The sequence below is a fragment of the Pseudaminobacter soli (ex Zhang et al. 2022) genome, assembly GCF_014595955.1.
GTDB lineage: Bacteria > Pseudomonadota > Alphaproteobacteria > Rhizobiales > Rhizobiaceae > Kumtagia > Kumtagia pseudosoli.
On the sequence record NZ_JABVCF010000001.1, the window covers coordinates 614,247 to 630,167 of the forward strand.

A 15,921-nucleotide genomic window follows, 5' to 3' on the forward strand; every position below is an offset into this window, starting at 1 on the left:
TGGGATTTGCTCAAGCCGCGCTTCGCTCCGGCTCAGGCGGAGGTGCATAGTCGGACAGGGCAACCAGAGTGAGTTCCTCGTAGCCCCTGGACGCTAGATCGTGGCGCGCCGCAAGGACTTCCTCGGCAGGTTCGATGACGCTCACCAGGATCTCGGTGCCTTCGGCAACCAGGCGCCTGATGCTGTCCGCCCGGGCCGGACCGCACTCGACAATCACTACACCGTAGGCCGCGCTCAGAGTGTCGATGACGATGGGCAGCCTTTCTACCGACCGCATGGCCGTTCTCTGGTCGGCGGTGCCGACAGGGATGACGTGGCACTCCGAATAGTGGTCGGAATGGATCACGTCGACGAATTTCGCCGTGCCGGCCAGAAGGTCGGTTATGCCGGGCAGCGCCTCGCCGTCCAGCATCGGCTTCGACGCCGCCCCCTTGGCGGTGAGGTCGACGAGAAGCACACGCAGGCCTGCATCGGCGACAGAGCGTGCGACCATGACCGCACTTGCGGCGGCTTCATCACCCTCGGGCGAGATGAATAGAGCCCGCGTCGCGCCGCCGGCGATCAGCATTTCCGCGGCCTGATGTGCCGACACCTCGCCGCTGTCCTGCAGGCCCACGATCTCCCCTTCATCTTCGTAGACATCGGTCGCCACCACCGGGTCAGGCATCCGGACCTGTTCCACAGGCATCACAACACGACGCGCGGGCATCATCGCGCGACCCGAGAACAACTCGCGCAGGAGCGTTGCGATTGCCATCACCAGCAGCGAGCCCACGAAAGTTGCACCGACAATGGGCAAGATCTTCGGGAAATATGGATCGGCCGGAACCACGGCCCGCGAGAAGATGCGGGCATCGGCCGGCACATAATTGCCGTCGCGGCGGGAGGCCGCCTCGCGGTAGCGTGCCAGGTAGGATTCCAACAGGTCGCGCTGGGCAGCAGCTTCCCGCTCCAGCGCGCGCAGTTCCACTTCCTTTTCGCCGACTCGCGACGATTCGGCCTTTAGCCGGTTGAGATCGGCGACGACTTGGTCCTCGCGCAGTTTCGCTGCCTTGGCTGTGTTCGCGAGCCCCTGCAGGATCTTCTGGGCCTCGGCCGTGACCTGCCGGTCGAGATCGGCGAGCTGCGATTTCATCGCCCGGATGCGCGGGTGGTTGTCGAGCAGAGAGGTGGAGAGATCGGCGATTTCCGCGCGCAGTTGCACCTGGCGCTCGCGCAGGCGCTGGATGAGGTCCGAGGCGATCACGTCGGGAAACGCGTCGAGTGACCCGCCGCTCTTGAGCGCCTGCCGGACACTCTCGGCATTGGCCTCCGCCGCGGCTCGGTTGGCGCGCACGCGCGACAGTTCGCTGGAGAGTTCGGAAAGCTGCTGCGTGGCGAGCGCCGAATTGTTCTGGCCGACCAGCAGATCGGATTGCGAGCGGAATTCCGCGACTTTTGCTTCGGCCTCCTTCACGCGCGCCGTAAGCGCCTGAATTTCTGGCTCCAGCCACTCGGTCGCGGCCGAGTTGGACTGGAGCTTGGCCTGCTGGTTGAAGGCCAGATATGCCTCGGCGATGGCATTGGGGATCTCCGCCGCAAGACGCGCGTTCTCGGAAGAGAATGCGATCGCGATCACGCGCGAATTTTCGACACGGTAGACCGTCAGCTTCTCGCGAAAGGCGCGCAAGACCCTCTCTTCGGCCGGCACCTCGGCCGGATCGCTGCTCAGGCCCGCCATGATCAGGAAATGGCTTAGCGCCGAGGGATTCACCGCGGCATCGAATTCCGGCAGGCTGGCCAGGTCGAACTTCCTGGCGACTTCTTTCAGGATATCCGTAGAGGTGATGACTTCGACCTGGCTGGTGACGCCCTCGGGGTCGAGGATCGAGGGGTTGTTGGCACCCTCTCCTTGCGGCCGGGTGAAGACGGATTCGCGTGTCTCGATGAGAAGACGGGTTTCTGCCTGGTAGTGAGGCGTCGCAAGCGAGGCCAGGACGAAGGCAAGAAGCGAGAGGACGACGGCGACGACAAGGATCCTTTTCCAGTCTCGCCCGAGACTGGCGAACAGCCGCCCAAGATCCACGTCGACATCGCCTGCGGTCGAATTCACGACTGCCATACGCCCAACTCCGACTCCAAGTCGGACCGATCGTAAACATCTATGGTAACCCAGCGGTTAAAAGATCAGTCCTAAGACGCCCGTTGGTCGCGCGTCTCTCGCCGGGGCAGGAGATCTTCGGTCGAGCTGCTTTTACGGGGCGTTAACCCTAACCAATGGATAACGGCCTCGTCGCCTGCCGGCAAAGTGGGCGCGCTTGAGGGACGTTCCGTCGCATGAAGACTCGGGCCATCATATTGTCGACTCTGGCGCTGGCCTTGGCCGTCGGCGGATGCTCGTCCTACCGGCCCACGCCGACCGCCTTCCATGCGGCGCTGAACGAGCCGTACCGCTTGGGCGCCGGTGACCGGGTGCGCGTCACCGTCTTCGAACAGGAAAGCCTCACCAACACCTACGCAGTGAATTCCTCCGGCTATATCGCCTTCCCGCTGATCGGCTCGGTGCCGGCCCGCGGAAGCACGGTGCAAGAATTGGAAGGCGCCCTGGCGGCCAAGTTGCGGCAAGGTTTCCTCCGCGACCCGGACATCTCTGTCGAAGTGGATCAATACCGGCCCGTCTTTGTGATGGGCGAGGTCGGCGCGGCGGGCCAATACTCCTACGTCCCGGGCCTGACCGTACAGAAGGCAGTGGCGATGGCCGGCGGCTTCACGCCGCGCGCCCATCAGAATACGGTGGACATCACCCGCGACATCAACGGCAAGGTCATGACGGGACGGGTGCTCACCTCCGACCCGCTTCTGCCGGGTGACACGATCTACATCCGCGAACGCCTGTTCTGAGCGAGGGCCGTGCTCTCCCCCGCCCATCCTCTTCGGATTGTGCACTGCTTCCGATCGCCGGTGGGCGGGATCTTCCGGCATGTCCGCGACCTGACCGTGGCGCAGGTCGCTGCGGGCCACAAGGTGGGCATCGTCTGCGATTCGACGACCGGCGGCGAGTTCGAGGAGCGCCTGTTCGATGCGATGCGCGGCATGCTGGCGCTTGGCATCCATCGTACGCCGATGCAGCGCCACATCGGGCCGGGCGACATCGCCGCCGCATGGCGGACATTCAGGATCATCAAGGAATTGCAGCCGAACGTAATCCATGGGCACGGCGCCAAAGGTGGCGTCTATGCCCGTCTGTTCGGCTCACTGTTGCGGGTTTTCAGGTCTCGCGTAGCCCGCCTCTATTCGCCCCACGGGGGTAGCCTCCACTACGACGAGGGGACCGCGACCGGAAAGGTCTTCTTCCTGCTCGAACGCAAGATGGGGAGCTTCACCGACCACCTGCTCTTCGTCTCGGACTATGAACAGCGAGCCTATCGCAAGAAGGTGGGCGAGCCGCCCATCCCGAACGCGCTGGTCTACAACGGCCTGCACGAGCAGGAATTCGTGCCCGTTCCGGCCAATTCTGAGGCGGCCGATTTCCTCTACATCGGCATGATGCGGGATCTCAAAGGCCCCGATCTCTTCATCAATGCGCTTGCAAGCGTTGAACGCAGGACCGGGCGAGCGGTCACGGCCGAGATGGTCGGAGCCGGCGACGACCTGCCGCACTATCGCAAGCAGGCGGCGGCACTCGGATTGGGGGAACGGGTGCGCTTCCGTCCGCCGATGCCCGCCCGCGAGGCCTTCGCGCTCGGCCGCACGATCGTCGTGCCATCCCGCGCAGAGGCGATGCCGTACATCGTGCTTGAAGCGCTTGCCGCTGGAAAGCCTATGGTCGCGACGGCGGTCGGCGGCATTCCGGAGATCTTCGGTGGGCAGTCCCCTGCCCTCGTCACGCCCGACGTGGAGGATCTCGGCGGCAAGATGGCGGCTGCCCTCCTCGAACCGGAAGCATACGCTTCATTGATGCCTTCCAGGCAGGAACTGCGGGCGAGATTTGGGGCCGCTGTCATGGCTGCTCGGATCGAAGAGGCCTACCGCAAGATGCTCCGCGTCGCGGCCTGAGCCGAGTTCATTAAACTTTTCAATATCTTTCAAGGAAATTCTTGGGCCCTCCCTGCTAAGGCTCGCCTGTTTGCGGGCTTTCAGACATGAACCACATCGATCCGGCCGACCGTTTTTCGCTGCGCGCCGTACCCAGCACGGACGCGGGCAGCCGCGCAGCGGAAGGAACTGCCCAGCTCAGCAAGATCGCGCGTCAGGTCGCCGCCCAGTACTGCCGGGACACCATGTCGCCGGTGATGCTCGGCGGCGTGCTGCGCATCGTCGAGGCAGGCCTGATTTTCTTTTCCGGTATGGCCCTGTTCCTCGTGTATGTGGGAATCGACACGCATCTCTACTGGGAATATTCGCTGGCGATCGCGGGTTCGTCGCTTCTCGCTGTCGTCGGCTTCGAGGTGGCGGATTCCTATCAGATCGGCGCGCTGATCCATCCCGCCCGGCATCTTCGCCGTATGGCGCTGGTGTGGACTGCGGTATTCGCCGCACTGGCGATGGCTGGCTTCCTGCTGAAGATGTCCGAGGGTTTTTCGCGGGCGGTATTCGGCATGTGGTTCATCGCCGGCCTGGTCCTTCTCGTCGGGGGCCGGCTCATGATGGCCCGAATGATCCGCAAATGGACCCGCAATGGCAGGATCGAGCGGCGGGCCCTCATCGTCGGCGGCGGCAAGGCGGCGGAAAGCCTCATCCGCTCGCTCGAGTTGCAGCCCTACAACGACATCCGCATCTGCGGCATCTTCGACGACCGGGACGACAGGCGCTCGCCACGCGTGGTCGCCGGCTATCCGAAGCTCGGCAACATCTCCGAGTTGATCGAGTTCGCCCGGATCGCCCGCATAGACATGCTGATCGTTGCCCTGCCGATCACGGCAGAGAAGAGAGTGCTTTCGCTCCTCAAGAAGCTCTGGGTGCTGCCGGTGGATATCCGCCTGTCGGCACACAGCAGCCAGTTGCAGTTCCGCCCGCGCTCCTACTCCTTCATCGGCTCGGTGCCGATGCTGGACATCTTCGACAAGCCGATCAACGACTGGGACTCGGTCGCCAAGCGGGCCTTCGACATCATCTTCAGCCTGATCGGGATCGCCCTGTTCTCGCCGATCATGCTGGCCACCGCGATCGCCATCAAGCTCGACAGCCGCGGGCCCGTGCTCTTCAAGCAGAAGCGGCACGGCTTCAACAACGAGGTGATCGAGGTCTACAAGTTCCGGTCGATGTATACGGATCAGTCGGATCCGACCGCAAAGAAGACGGTGACTAAGAACGATCCGCGCGTCACCCGCGTCGGCCGCTTCATCCGAAAAACCTCGATCGACGAACTGCCGCAGTTCTTCAACGCGCTGTTCGGCAGCCTGTCGCTGGTCGGACCGCGTCCCCATGCGGTCGCGGCGCAGTCGCACAACCTCCTCTACACCGAAGTGGTCGACGGCTATTTCGCGCGCCACCGCGTAAAACCCGGCGTCACCGGCTGGGCGCAGATCAACGGCCTTCGCGGCGAGTTGAATACGGACGAGAAGATCAGGATGCGGACCGAGTACGACCTGTTCTACATCGAGAACTGGTCGCTATGGCTCGACCTGAAAATTCTGCTCCTCACCCCGATCCGCCTGCTTAACACGGAAAACGCCTATTGAGCGCGATCGCCTATACGCTTGATCGCAGCGCGGTCAAAGCCAGGCTAATCTCGCTGATCGCCACGGCGGCGGTCGGGCTGGGCATCCTCCTTTCTGGCTTCGTGATCCGTGAGCCCGCGCCTTACGAGCTCTATATGGCCGGGCTCATCGGCGTATGGGCCCTCTTCGGCTTGCGGATTTCGCGAGCCGCCACGCCGCTGCTGGTGCTGATCGTCGTCTTCAACATCGGCGGCATGATCGCAATGACCCAGATGGCTGAGCTTGCCGGGGCGCCGCTCTATATTGCCGTATCGCTGTTCCTTGGCTTCACCGCCATCTTCTTCGCCGCGGTGACGGAGGCGCAGCCCAGTCTCTTCCGCGTGATCTTCGTCTCCTACGTGGTGGCGGCCGTCGGGACCGCCCTTTTGGGCGTGCTCGGCTATTTCCACGCCTTCCCGGGCGCCGAGATGTTTACAAAGTTCGAGCGGGCCGCGGGGGCCTTCGAAGACCCGAACGTCTTCGGTCCGTTCCTCACCCTGCCCGGGATCTACCTGCTGCACAGGCTGATGACCGGCCGGGTCTCCCACATGCCCCTCTACGCTGTCCCGCTTCTGGTCGTTGTCGCAGGCATCTTCTTTTCCTTCTCCCGCGGCGCCTGGGGACTTTTCGCGGTTTCATCGGTCCTGCTGGTGGCAGGTCTCTTCATGCAGTCGGCCAACGGCCTGTTCCGGCTGCGCATCTTCGTCATGACCGTCGCGGTCGTGGCGCTCCTGGTCCTTGGACTGCTGATCCTGCTGCAGATACCGGCCGTCTCCGACCTGTTCACCACCCGCGCCAAGTTCGCGCAGGAATACGACGCCGCACGCCTCGGCCGCTTCGCCCGCTACGTCATCGGCTTCCAGTTGGCCATGGAGAAGCCATTCGGCATCGGCCCACTGGTGTTCGGCACCCTCTACACCGAGGACACGCACAACATCTGGCTGAAGAGCCTGATGGACTATGGCTGGCTGGGATTCGCGTCATACCTGACGCTGATCGTCTGGACGCTCGCCGCCGGCTTTCGCATCCTCTTCCGCGACCGCCCGTGGCAGCCCTACCTTCTGTGCGCCTACGTCACGCTCATCGGCCACATCGGGCTCGGCACGGTGATCGACACGGATCATTGGCGCCACTTCTACCTGCTGCTTGGTCTGGTCTGGGGTGCGATCGCGCTGGAGGCCCGCCACCAGCGCGCGACCCTGCGCTACTTTGACCGAGCGTCCCGGATCTCGGTTCGCCGGCCCCACCGTCCCCTACCAATGGCAAGCGGCCGGCCCGGCGCCTGTAGCGCAGCACGCTAGCGCACTTGATTCGGCCACGTGCCCTCTCCCGGTTTTCCTTCAGCAACGATTTGATCTCAGTTGTGCACCCCGTTGTGGGAGACACGTCGGACCACTGACATTGCCCCCGAACGGGCGCTTGCCAAATCGGCTATATTTGTTCGAATATAACGCGCAGTTCCGCGGGACAGATTCCTCCACCCCCGCTGGGCTCGAATCGGTCAGATCCAGGGGAGATCCACAACGATGCCGCTCACGCGAACCATCAGCACCCGCTCTGCCCTCGCGGGGCTCGCCGCGCTCTGTCTCGCCGGTTTTCCGGCCCAGGCCCAGGACACGATCACCGTTTTCGCGGCTGCCAGCCTCAAGAACGCACTGGACAAGATCAACGACGCCTGTGCAGCGGAAGTCGGCGGAAAGGCCACGATCTCCTATGCGGCCAGTTCCACACTGGCGAAGCAGATCGAGCAGGGAGCGCCGGCGGACGTGTTCATGTCCGCGGATCTCGACTGGATGGCTTATCTGTCGGACAAAGGCTTGATCAGAAAGGAAACCGAGACGAGGCCGCTCGGCAACAGGATCGTGCTGATCGCGCCGGCCGCTTCGAGCGCCGGCATCGAGATCGAATCCGGCTTCGACCTCGCTGGTCTTCTGGGCGGCGGGAGGCTTGCGATGGCCAATGTGGACGCGGTGCCCGCCGGAAAATACGGCAAGGCTGCCCTTGAGAAGCTGGGCGTATGGGGCTCGGTCGAGCATACCGTGGCGCAGGCAGAGAACGTCCGGGCCGCCCTAGCCCTGGTGTCGACGGGAGAGGCGCCGCTCGGCATCGTCTACCAGACCGACGCTGCCGCCGATCCCAAAGTGAAGATCATCGGAACGTTCCCCGAGGATTCGCATCCGCCGATCGTCTATCCTGTGGCGCAGACTACGGAATCGAAGAACGATCAGGCTCCGGCCTTCCTGAAGTGCCTGCAATCGCCGGAGGCCAGGAAATTTTTCGAAGCCGAGGGCTTCACTGTGCTCGCACCTCAAATTTCCAACTAGTAATGCCGTCACTTAGTATCAGAATCGACCTCGACCATGGCGCCGGCCGGATTGGGCCGGGCAAGATCGGGCTTCTGGAGGCCATAGCTTCGGCAGGCTCCATATCGGCCGGCGCCCGTCAGATGAAGATGTCCTACAAGCGCGCCTGGGATCTGGTCGAGGAAGTCAACCGGATCCTAGGCGCACCCGTCCTCTCCACGAAGAGCGGGGGGAAATCTGGAGGGGGAGCCGAACTGACGCCCGCAGGCGCCGAGTTGATCCGGCGGTTCAGGGCAATCGAGGACTCCGCCACGGCCGCCGCAACCGAGCATCTGGAGGCCATAGCAAGATCGATCGCCTCCCCTTCGTAATCGCGCGGCGGGCGCCAAGCAGCGACTCTCGGTGAGGATCGCAGCGTGGGACTTTTTGCCTCGTTCAGCCCCACGTCACCCGGCTTTCGTCCACAGCCTCAGTTTTGCCCTTGCGCTGCAAATCCCGATCACATAAGGCTTCCCGCGGTCCGGAGTGTAGCGCAGCCCGGTAGCGCACTTGACTGGGGGTCAAGGGGTCGTGGGTTCGAATCCCGCCACTCCGACCATTTTCCAAGCATCCAATCCTAAGGCAGACCGGCCGCATAAGCCGATTGCCATCTCACTGCCCCGGCAGTTCACTTTCAACCAGGATGTTATCCTTCACCGGCTTCTGGCCAGGGACGTGCGACATCGTCTTGGTCCGACTTTGTAGCTCGCCGTCCTTGATTCGGGTCTTCGTCATCGATTTGCTGAACGTACCCTTGTCCATGGCCTGAGCCTTGGACTGGGACTTCAGTTGGTTCGGATTGACGTTGGTCTTGGTGCGGCTCATCGCCTTGCCGTCAGTGGTCGCGGCGCTGCCGCCGGAGCCGATCGAGGCGGTAGTGCCGTCGCCCGTATCGCATGCCGCGCCGGTGCCGAGGGTGCTGGCCGATGTTCCCCCTGCCGCCGCGCTGCCGCCCGACCCGATCGTAGCCGAATTCTCACAGTCCTGAGCATAGACGGGGGCATGCATGGCCCCGAACATGGCTACGGCCGCGACACCCGCCAAAAATGTTTTAATCATCTCCTGCTCCTCAAGGCTTCGATTTCGTTATGATGCAGGTCCCGTCGGATGCCCGGGTGATCGTGGTCGTACCTTCGGGCCCGCTCGTCGACGAGGTCGAACTGCTGGTCGATCCGGCTCCAGTCGTCACCGACCCAGCGGACGTGCTGGCAGTGACATCGTTGCCGGACGTCCCGGTCGAGGTCGTCACGCCGTTTACCGTGGTGGACGACGAAACACTGCCGCCGCCTGCGGTCACCGAAGACGACAGTCCCTTCCCCGCCGAGTTGCCCTCAATGACAGTGCATTTCTCGCCTGTGTCGGTTGTGGTCAGTTCCTCGGCGATAGCAGGCCCGCAGAGCAGCGTTCCGAGCCCGATGGTCAGGACGCCCTTGCTAAATTTCGACATGTTGGCCTCCTTTGGCTGGAGCAGTCCCGGCCGAAGCCGGGACTGCCGTTGAAGTCGATAGCTCGCCGGTTAGCACTTGTTCTTCTTGGCCTGACCCGGAGGGCAGTTCTTGTTGCTGACGTCGTCCTGCGCCGCGCCGGCCGCGCTGCCGCCGGTGCCCACCGTGCTGCTGGTGGTGCTGTTGTCGGTCCCGGCAGAAGAACCGCCGGTGCCGAGGGTCGACGCCGAATTAGAGCCGTCCGACCCGGCGGCCGAGCCGCCAGTCCCGATCGAACTGCTCGCGGTGCCGCCGCCAGCCGAGGAACCGCCAGTGCCAAGCGTCGTAGCCGAGCCCGAGCCGTCCGCACCGGCAGCCGAACCGCCAGTGCCGATCGAACTGCTCGCCGTGCCGCCGCCGGCCGAAGAACCGCCGGTGCCGAGCGTCGAGGCTGAGCCAGAGCCGTCAGACCCGGCAGCAGAGCCGCCCGTACCGATGGTGCTGCTGGCCGTGCCGCCGCCCGCCGATGAGCCGCCGGTTCCCAGCGTCGAGGCCGAGCCAGAGTCGCTGCAGTCCGCAGAGCCCGGAGCGCAAGAACCGGCCGAACTGCCGCCCGTGCCGATCGTCGAACTGGTCGAGCCGCTGCCTGCGGTGCTGCCACCGGTTCCTACCGTGCTGCTCGTCTGCGCAACAGCAAACAGGGACGATCCAGCCAGTAGCGCGATTGTCAAAGCGGTTGTTTTCAAAGTTGACATCCTAAACTCCTTCGTATTGCGAGAATGCAATGGCTCGCCCCGCGCCACTGAACTCTTTGCGAGACGCGGGCTGCCCAGAGTTCGACTTGAAAGCTGACTTGTTCGGTTCGGTCAGCGTCGAACCTGATAGGCAAATCACGAAGATGAGAGGGTGTTCCGCAGCAAGGGCTTCAGGCGGAGCGCGGGTCCGACATGAGGAGGCTGCGAATAGGACTTTGGTCCCAATTCAAGTCCGCAGTGGTCCCAAATGCCCGTTTTCGGGGAACGCCGCCGGCTCCCGACGTGTTGCCCGGCCACTCAGTTCAGGAGGCGACAATGGAAAATAGTGTTTATCAGGCAAGGTGGCTCTTGGCCCCGGTGTTCGGCGTCTGCATCGGCTTCATCAGCCTGGGCCTTTTCGTGAGCTAAACCGCCTATGCAGGCGAGTCTTCTTGATCAGCGCAGGAGATCGTCCCGCCCTGCGCCGATAGCCCGCCGCACTCGTCCCCGGGTCGGCGGGCTTCTACTTTAGGACCAGAACGGACGCGTGGTTCGCAAGTCCGCCTTAAACGAATGCTACCAAGAGGCATTGCATCCGGAGTGGGCAACTCCGAAACGTATGAAGCAGACGTATCTGACAGGGAATCTCACATGCTTTCGCGCAGACAGCTTGTGATCCGGCTAGCCGCTTGCTCGTCCGCCTCTGTGCTGAGCGCGTTTCCCTGGAAACTCGAACTGGGCAGCCTCACCATCGCGCAGGGAGCTCAAAGCGCGCGCGCTCAAGGTAAGGGGGCGGGCAATGGTAATGGCAACGGCGGAGGGAATGGAGGGGGGAACGGTAACGGTAACGGCTCCGGGAAGGGTCGAGGAAATGGCGGCGGAAATGGTGGCAAGGGAAAAGGCAAAGGTAACGGAAACGGACAGACCAACGGCAAGTCGACCGGCCCCGCTCCTGCAGCCAATGCACCTGAGAGCCCCAACGCCCCATCCGTGGATGTGCGCCACGAGGACGGCATCCAGGAAGCCATCAGGAACGGCCGCTATGTCATGAGGGATCGCCAGGGCCGGGTAATCATAGATCGTCGGGCGACGATCAAAGACCGGTTCAGGCTACACAGCTTCCTAAACTGAGCGCGCTGCGCCTACGCTCCATCAAACCCGCGTAAACTGCTGCTGACGCTGGTCGGCCGCATCGCGGAGGGTCATCGCCGCTTCAGTCCGATTGCTGACGTTGAGCTTGGCGAGGATGCGCGACATGTGGTGCTTGACCGTTTTCTCGTGCAGGTCGAGCTTGAGCGCAACCCGTTTGTTGCTGAGCCCCGATGCCACCAGTTCGAGCACCTCCTGCTCGCGGGCGGTGAGCGTCGAAAGTGGATCGGCCTTCGTTCCACCGTTCGAAAACGAAGCCAGGTCCTTCAGCAGCCTCGCTGACAGGGTTGGGGACACGTAGCTCTCCCCCGCCGCGACCGAGCGTAGAATCTCCGCGAGCGCCTGCGAGCCGACCCCTTTCAGGACATAGCCTCTGGCGCCACTGTTCAGCGCCCTGGTGATGTCGTCTCCAGATTCGGAGACGGTCAACATGACGATCCGCTGCTCCGGCCGAATATCGCGGATGGCGCCGATCGCTTCGAGGCCGCCACCGGGCATTGAGATGTCCATCAGCATCACGTCCGGCGCGTGCAGCTGCGCGATGCGGATCGCGTCCTCCATGCTGCTGCCTTCGGCCACGATGTCGAAACCGCCGATCTCGGACAGGCTGCGGGTCACGCCTTCCCGGAACAGGGGATGGTCATCGATTACCGCGATTCTGATCGGCGGCATCAAGCGTGCTCCATCTGGTTCTTGTTCAGGCACAGTTTCACGCGTGTCCCCTTCGGCGTGGATTCCAGTGTAAACTGCCCGCCGAGACTTTCGATCCGTTCCCTCAAGCCAGCAAGGCCGAGACTGTCCGGTTTGATGGAGGCGGGATCGAATCCGGGTCCGCCATCGGCGACTTCGACCTCCACGCAGCCGTCCACCCATGCCTGGACAACGCGCTGATTGCGGCCCCCACCATGGCGGAACGCGTTGTTCAGCGCTTCCTGGACGAACCGGTAGATGCATATCTTCGCCGAGGCAGGCAGCCGATACTGCGCTTCGGATAAGGTAAGGTCCACCTTCGTAGCCGTCCTCTGTTCGTGGGCCCTTACGGCACGTCTCAGGATATCAGGGATCTCTGCCGCTTCTATGTGCGGCAGAACCAATCCGTTGCAGATGCTCCTGATTTCGTGGAGAGCCTCGTCGAGGCTGCCCTTGATGCCCATGATCTCCGCTTCCCGAGCGCTGCTGCCGACTCCCGGGTCGAGCACGGACTTGCTGTCGAGCCGAAGCGCGGCGAGCGCGATCAGTTGGGCGGGACCGTCGTGCAGGTCGGCGCCTATCCTGCGCAGATAACTTTCGTTGAGCGCCGTCGCGCGCTCCGAAGCCCGCTGTACTCTGGCGTGCAGAGCGCGATTCTGATCCAGCAGATCCGAAAGCTGGCCGACGCGGCCCCGCAAAGCGTGGCGCTGGCGGTCGATGGTTCGGCTTCCGCGAAAAACAATTGCAGACAGGATGAGGAAGAAGCCCAAGGTTACGCCGGCAACCGCCAGCCAACTGCGGACGCGGGCATTCCAGAGGCTTCGCTCGAAATCCGTCGCGACCTCGTGAAATTCGGCGACTGCCACCACCTCGCCCGACCAGGGCTGTAGGATGGGATTGTAAATCTTCAGGAGCGGCAAGTTTTTGCCACGTTCCGCCCCGCTCTCGGCTAGGCCGGACCGTTCATAGTCTGCGGTGATGTCTCCCGAAAAAGCGTTCTCAACGTCCTTGTCGAGAGGAAGCTGTTTCCCGGTCGACGATCCGTCGCTCGAGTAGAGGATCGTGCCGTCGCCGCGCCAGAGCTTGAACGAGGCGAGCCGGCGACCGAGCGCCCCCTGCCCCAGGGTCTCATCCAGCGCACGGGTGACAGTGTCGCTGAGCACCTCGTTTTGCTGCATGTCGGGCAACAGCGGGGCAATGACGCTGTCGACGTAAAGGGCGGTTGCGGCGGCCGAGTTGCGTGTCACCGCCGCCTCGATGAGACTGGTGACCACCGTACCGACAAGGACCATGGCGATGAGCGATATGAGCCCGCCGACCAGCAGGAACTGCATGGCCAGGCTTCGCGAATTCCAGTGATCGGCGAGCTTCTGAAACCGCTTCACGTAGATCTTTCAAGTCCGGGCGCACCAAACCCCGCTCTGACGGCCATCGCTGGTGGTGCTCCTAGCGCTGCCCCGCACCCTACAATGTAGACGGGTGCCATGCTGTTCCGCCGGTTGTCCTCTCTCCTGCTTGACTCCGTTTCGGGCCCGCCGGATTGTTCCTCAGGTCGGAATCGATCATCGCAACGAAGCCGGATTCTGCCAAGTGTCAGTGCGAAAGGCGTAAGGCGGCGCGATCGTGCCTTATGTCACAATCTGCGAAACCCGGACGCACGCGCTGGTCGTCGCCGGCTAACAGCATCCGACATCGAAGACGAGGACGGGCTGAGATGAACGCGAACATTCGCAAGATCATCATCATCGTCGAGGAGATTCTGGTCGAGGGAGAACGGCCAGCCGTGCCGCCTTGCCGCCGCGCTGCGGCTCTTGCGATCATCGAGAACCCGTTCGCTGGCAGATATGTCGAGGATCTCGAGCCTCTCGTCGCGATCGGCGAGGAACTTGGCGGCTTGCTTGCAGAGCGGGCCGTGGCCGCCCTCGGCATCCCGGGACCTTCGGTTGAGAGCTATGGCAAGGCGGCCTGCGTCGGCGCCGAGGGGGAGTTGGAGCATGCCGCGGCCATCCTGCACCCGAAACTCGGCGCTCCCTTCCGGAAAGTGCTCGGCAAAGGGGCAGCGCTCATTCCGTCATCGAAGAAGCGGGCCGGTCCCGGCGCGCCGTTCGACATTCCGCTCGGCCACAAGGACGCAGCCTTCGTGCGCAGCCATTTCGACGGCATGGAGGTCAGGGTCAACGATGCACCGCGAGCCAACGAGATCGTCGTCGCCGTCGCGGTCACCGATTCGGGCCGTCCGCATCCGCGCGTCGGCGGGCTCGCCAAGCACGAGATCAAGGGCGAGGACGGGCTGAGATAGCCGGTCGAGACTCACTTGTCGGAAGCAAACCCCGGCTCGGCCATCTTGCGGTGCTGCTCCGCCAGCACTCCGGCGGGTGCAACGTGTGCAGCGGGTTCCTGTCCTGGCCGGGGAATTTGCCACGATGATCGAGGCCGCACTTGTAATGCGGCCTCATGTGCAACTCGCTAGTCGCCAAACAGCTCCGGCATGACGCTGGAGGGCGGGGTGTTGCGCGAGCGGTGGGTACGTACGATGCCATCGATGATGGTCATGCCGATCCCCGGTATGTCGCCCAACCTGACGCTCTCCAGGAGGTCGCGGCCGGCCGAATGCTGCGCCTTGTCGAGCAGCACGAAGTCCGCGGCGCGCCCAACCTCGATCAGCCCGCAATCGAGGTTTCGCATCCGCGCCGTATTGCCCGTCGCGAAGCAGAAAGCGGTTTCCGCAGGAACATCTCCGAGCGAGGAGAGCATCGCAACCATCCGGATGATGCCCAGCGGCTGAACGCCCGAGCCGGCCGGTGCGTCGGTGCCGAGGATGACGCGTTCGAGTTGCTTCAGATCCTTGGCCGTCCGCAGCGTGAACAGTGCCGCGCGCTCATTGCCGTTGTGGACCAGTTCGAGGCCGCGATGGCAGCTCTCGCAGATGCAGCGGATCTGGTCATCCGGCAGCGCCGTGTGTCCGCCGTTGATATGGCCGACGACGTCGGTATCGGCGGCCAGCACCACGTCCTTGTCGATCAGCCCCGAGCCGGGGATCGACGGCCCGCCCGTATGGATCGTGCTCTGGATGCCGTATTTGCGGGCCCATGCCACCATCTGCCGGGCGGTCTCCGCGTCCTTGACCGAGCCCAAGCCGACTTCCCCGAGCAGCTTTACGCCGGCCGCCGCGAGCTCGCGAAAATCTTCCTCGACCATGCCGTGCTCGATCACCGGTGCGCCGGCATGGACCTTGACGCCCGATGGGCGGAAGGCAGCGAACATGCGCTGCGCAGTAATGGCATGGGCCTTCAGGCCGACGATATCGCGCGGCCGGCCCGGCGTGTGCACCTCGCCGGCCGAGATCATCGTCGTCACACCCCCATGCAGGTTGGAATCGATCCAGCCGAGTTGGTTCTGCCGGGGTGTCCAGTCGCCCGCCACCGGGTGGACATGGCTGTCGATCAGCCCCGGAGAGATCGCCGATCCCTTGGCGTCGACGGTGGTCGTCGCGTCCTCGGTGTCGAGGTCCTTGAACCGGCCAATGGCGACAATGCGATCATTCTCGGCGACGATCGTGTCCGCATCGAGAATAGGATTCTCGATGGCGCCCGACAGCATCAGCCCGATGTTGCGGATGACCAGCTTGGTCGGCTTTTTCTGATCCGATGCACTCTCTTGCGCCATCCCAAAACTCCTCCTGCTCGGTCGAGCGATCCCCGGTGACCGCTCCGCTTGGACCGCACGATAGCGTGCGGGCGAGCCGGACCCAAGATGGGCCTGCGACAGAGTTTCGCGGGAGCGTTTGTCGCGCCTTTCATTTGCCTTCAATCCCGTTGACAGGAACTAAACTTCCTGATGACGCTGTGCTGATAGCGACATCGATGTCGCAGTGTCCGTCCGAGTGAGGATTCCTTGAACGCGT

15 protein-coding genes and 1 tRNA gene are annotated in these 15,921 nt (G+C 63.5%); 9 read left to right on the forward strand and 7 right to left on the reverse strand.

Features of this window, described 5'->3' with window-relative positions; translation table 11 throughout:
• Window positions 1-10: 10 nt before the first annotated feature.
• Complete coding sequence (locus HUI96_RS02935; protein ID WP_188253099.1) at window positions 11-2,101, reverse strand: GumC family protein; 2,091 nt, start codon at window positions 2,099-2,101, stop codon at window positions 11-13.
• Window positions 2,102-2,316: 215 nt separating this feature from the next.
• On the opposite strand from HUI96_RS02935, the gene HUI96_RS02940 reads away from it, so the two are divergent.
• From HUI96_RS02940 to HUI96_RS02970, 7 genes are all read left to right on the forward strand, one after another.
• Entirely contained in the window at window positions 2,317-2,880 is a 564-nt protein-coding gene (locus HUI96_RS02940) for a polysaccharide biosynthesis/export family protein (protein WP_188253100.1), read from the forward strand.
• A 60-nt stretch (window positions 2,881-2,940) separates the two neighbouring features.
• Complete coding sequence (locus tag HUI96_RS02945) at window positions 2,941-4,035, forward strand: glycosyltransferase (RefSeq protein WP_337917885.1); 1,095 nt, start codon at window positions 2,941-2,943, stop codon at window positions 4,033-4,035.
• An 86-nt stretch (window positions 4,036-4,121) separates the two neighbouring features.
• Complete coding sequence (locus tag HUI96_RS02950) at window positions 4,122-5,660, forward strand: undecaprenyl-phosphate glucose phosphotransferase (protein WP_188253102.1); 1,539 nt, start codon at window positions 4,122-4,124, stop codon at window positions 5,658-5,660.
• Entirely contained in the window at window positions 5,657-6,979 is a 1,323-nt protein-coding gene (locus tag HUI96_RS02955; RefSeq protein ID WP_237683914.1) for an O-antigen ligase family protein, read from the forward strand. Before HUI96_RS02950 ends, HUI96_RS02955 begins: the two co-directional genes overlap by 4 nt.
• A 225-nt stretch (window positions 6,980-7,204) precedes the next feature.
• Entirely contained in the window at window positions 7,205-8,002 is a 798-nt protein-coding gene (modA, locus tag HUI96_RS02960) for a molybdate ABC transporter substrate-binding protein (protein WP_188253103.1), read from the forward strand.
• A 2-nt stretch (window positions 8,003-8,004) separates the two neighbouring features.
• Window positions 8,005-8,352 (forward strand): winged helix-turn-helix domain-containing protein, encoded by a 348-nt coding sequence (locus HUI96_RS02965; protein WP_188253104.1) that lies wholly within the window; start codon window positions 8,005-8,007, stop codon window positions 8,350-8,352.
• A gap of 150 nt (window positions 8,353-8,502) precedes the next feature.
• Window positions 8,503-8,579 (forward strand) — tRNA-Pro (locus HUI96_RS02970).
• 53 nt (window positions 8,580-8,632) lie between these two features.
• On the opposite strand, the gene HUI96_RS02975 is transcribed toward HUI96_RS02970, so the two are convergent.
• From HUI96_RS02975 to HUI96_RS29270, 3 genes are all read right to left on the reverse strand, one after another.
• Window positions 8,633-9,079 (reverse strand): hypothetical protein, encoded by a 447-nt coding sequence (locus HUI96_RS02975; protein ID WP_188253105.1) that lies wholly within the window; start codon window positions 9,077-9,079, stop codon window positions 8,633-8,635.
• 10 nt (window positions 9,080-9,089) lie between these two features.
• On the reverse strand, window positions 9,090-9,467 hold the full coding sequence (locus tag HUI96_RS02980) for a hypothetical protein (protein WP_188253106.1): 378 nt from the start codon (window positions 9,465-9,467) through the stop codon (window positions 9,090-9,092).
• 69 nt (window positions 9,468-9,536) lie between these two features.
• Window positions 9,537-10,199, reverse strand: a complete 663-nt coding sequence (locus tag HUI96_RS29270) for a hypothetical protein (protein WP_425299183.1) — start codon at window positions 10,197-10,199, stop codon at window positions 9,537-9,539.
• 630 nt (window positions 10,200-10,829) lie between these two features.
• Between HUI96_RS29270 and HUI96_RS02990 the strand changes: the two genes are divergently transcribed.
• Complete coding sequence (locus HUI96_RS02990) at window positions 10,830-11,309, forward strand: hypothetical protein (RefSeq protein ID WP_188253108.1); 480 nt, start codon at window positions 10,830-10,832, stop codon at window positions 11,307-11,309.
• Window positions 11,310-11,330: 21 nt separating this feature from the next.
• On the opposite strand, the gene HUI96_RS02995 is transcribed toward HUI96_RS02990, so the two are convergent.
• On the reverse strand, window positions 11,331-12,002 hold the full coding sequence (locus tag HUI96_RS02995) for a response regulator (protein WP_188253109.1): 672 nt from the start codon (window positions 12,000-12,002) through the stop codon (window positions 11,331-11,333).
• Window positions 11,999-13,351: a sensor histidine kinase gene (locus HUI96_RS03000; protein WP_188253210.1), complete on the reverse strand. Its 1,353-nt coding sequence runs from the start codon at window positions 13,349-13,351 to the stop codon at window positions 11,999-12,001. Before HUI96_RS03000 ends, HUI96_RS02995 begins: the two co-directional genes overlap by 4 nt.
• A 380-nt stretch (window positions 13,352-13,731) precedes the next feature.
• Between HUI96_RS03000 and HUI96_RS03005 the strand changes: the two genes are divergently transcribed.
• On the forward strand, window positions 13,732-14,316 hold the full coding sequence (locus tag HUI96_RS03005) for an amino acid synthesis family protein (RefSeq protein ID WP_188253110.1): 585 nt from the start codon (window positions 13,732-13,734) through the stop codon (window positions 14,314-14,316).
• 167 nt (window positions 14,317-14,483) lie between these two features.
• On the opposite strand, the gene HUI96_RS03010 is transcribed toward HUI96_RS03005, so the two are convergent.
• A complete protein-coding gene (locus HUI96_RS03010; protein WP_188253111.1) occupies window positions 14,484-15,683 on the reverse strand; it encodes an amidohydrolase family protein in 1,200 nt (399 codons plus the stop codon).
• Window positions 15,684-15,921 lie beyond the last annotated feature (238 nt).

Excerpts from the sequence above, each read along its gene's own strand:
- HUI96_RS02990 (WP_188253108.1), top strand. The coding sequence starts at position 10,830 with ATGCTTTCGCGCAGACAGCTTGTGATCCGGCTAGCCGCTTGCTCGTCC.
- HUI96_RS02965 (WP_188253104.1), top strand. The coding sequence starts at position 8,005 with ATGCCGTCACTTAGTATCAGAATCGACCTCGACCATGGCGCCGGCCGG.
- HUI96_RS02975 (WP_188253105.1), bottom strand. The coding sequence starts at position 9,079 with ATGATTAAAACATTTTTGGCGGGTGTCGCGGCCGTAGCCATGTTCGGG.
- HUI96_RS02950 (WP_188253102.1), top strand. The coding sequence starts at position 4,122 with ATGAACCACATCGATCCGGCCGACCGTTTTTCGCTGCGCGCCGTACCC.
- HUI96_RS29270 (WP_425299183.1), bottom strand. The coding sequence starts at position 10,199 with ATGTCAACTTTGAAAACAACCGCTTTGACAATCGCGCTACTGGCTGGA.
- modA (WP_188253103.1), top strand. The coding sequence starts at position 7,205 with ATGCCGCTCACGCGAACCATCAGCACCCGCTCTGCCCTCGCGGGGCTC.
- HUI96_RS02980 (WP_188253106.1), bottom strand. The coding sequence starts at position 9,467 with ATGTCGAAATTTAGCAAGGGCGTCCTGACCATCGGGCTCGGAACGCTG.
- HUI96_RS03005 (WP_188253110.1), top strand. The coding sequence starts at position 13,732 with ATGAACGCGAACATTCGCAAGATCATCATCATCGTCGAGGAGATTCTG.
- HUI96_RS02935 (WP_188253099.1), bottom strand. The coding sequence starts at position 2,101 with ATGGCAGTCGTGAATTCGACCGCAGGCGATGTCGACGTGGATCTTGGG.
- HUI96_RS03000 (WP_188253210.1), bottom strand. The coding sequence starts at position 13,351 with ATGCAGTTCCTGCTGGTCGGCGGGCTCATATCGCTCATCGCCATGGTC.
- HUI96_RS02940 (WP_188253100.1), top strand. The coding sequence starts at position 2,317 with ATGAAGACTCGGGCCATCATATTGTCGACTCTGGCGCTGGCCTTGGCC.
- HUI96_RS03010 (WP_188253111.1), bottom strand. The coding sequence starts at position 15,683 with ATGGCGCAAGAGAGTGCATCGGATCAGAAAAAGCCGACCAAGCTGGTC.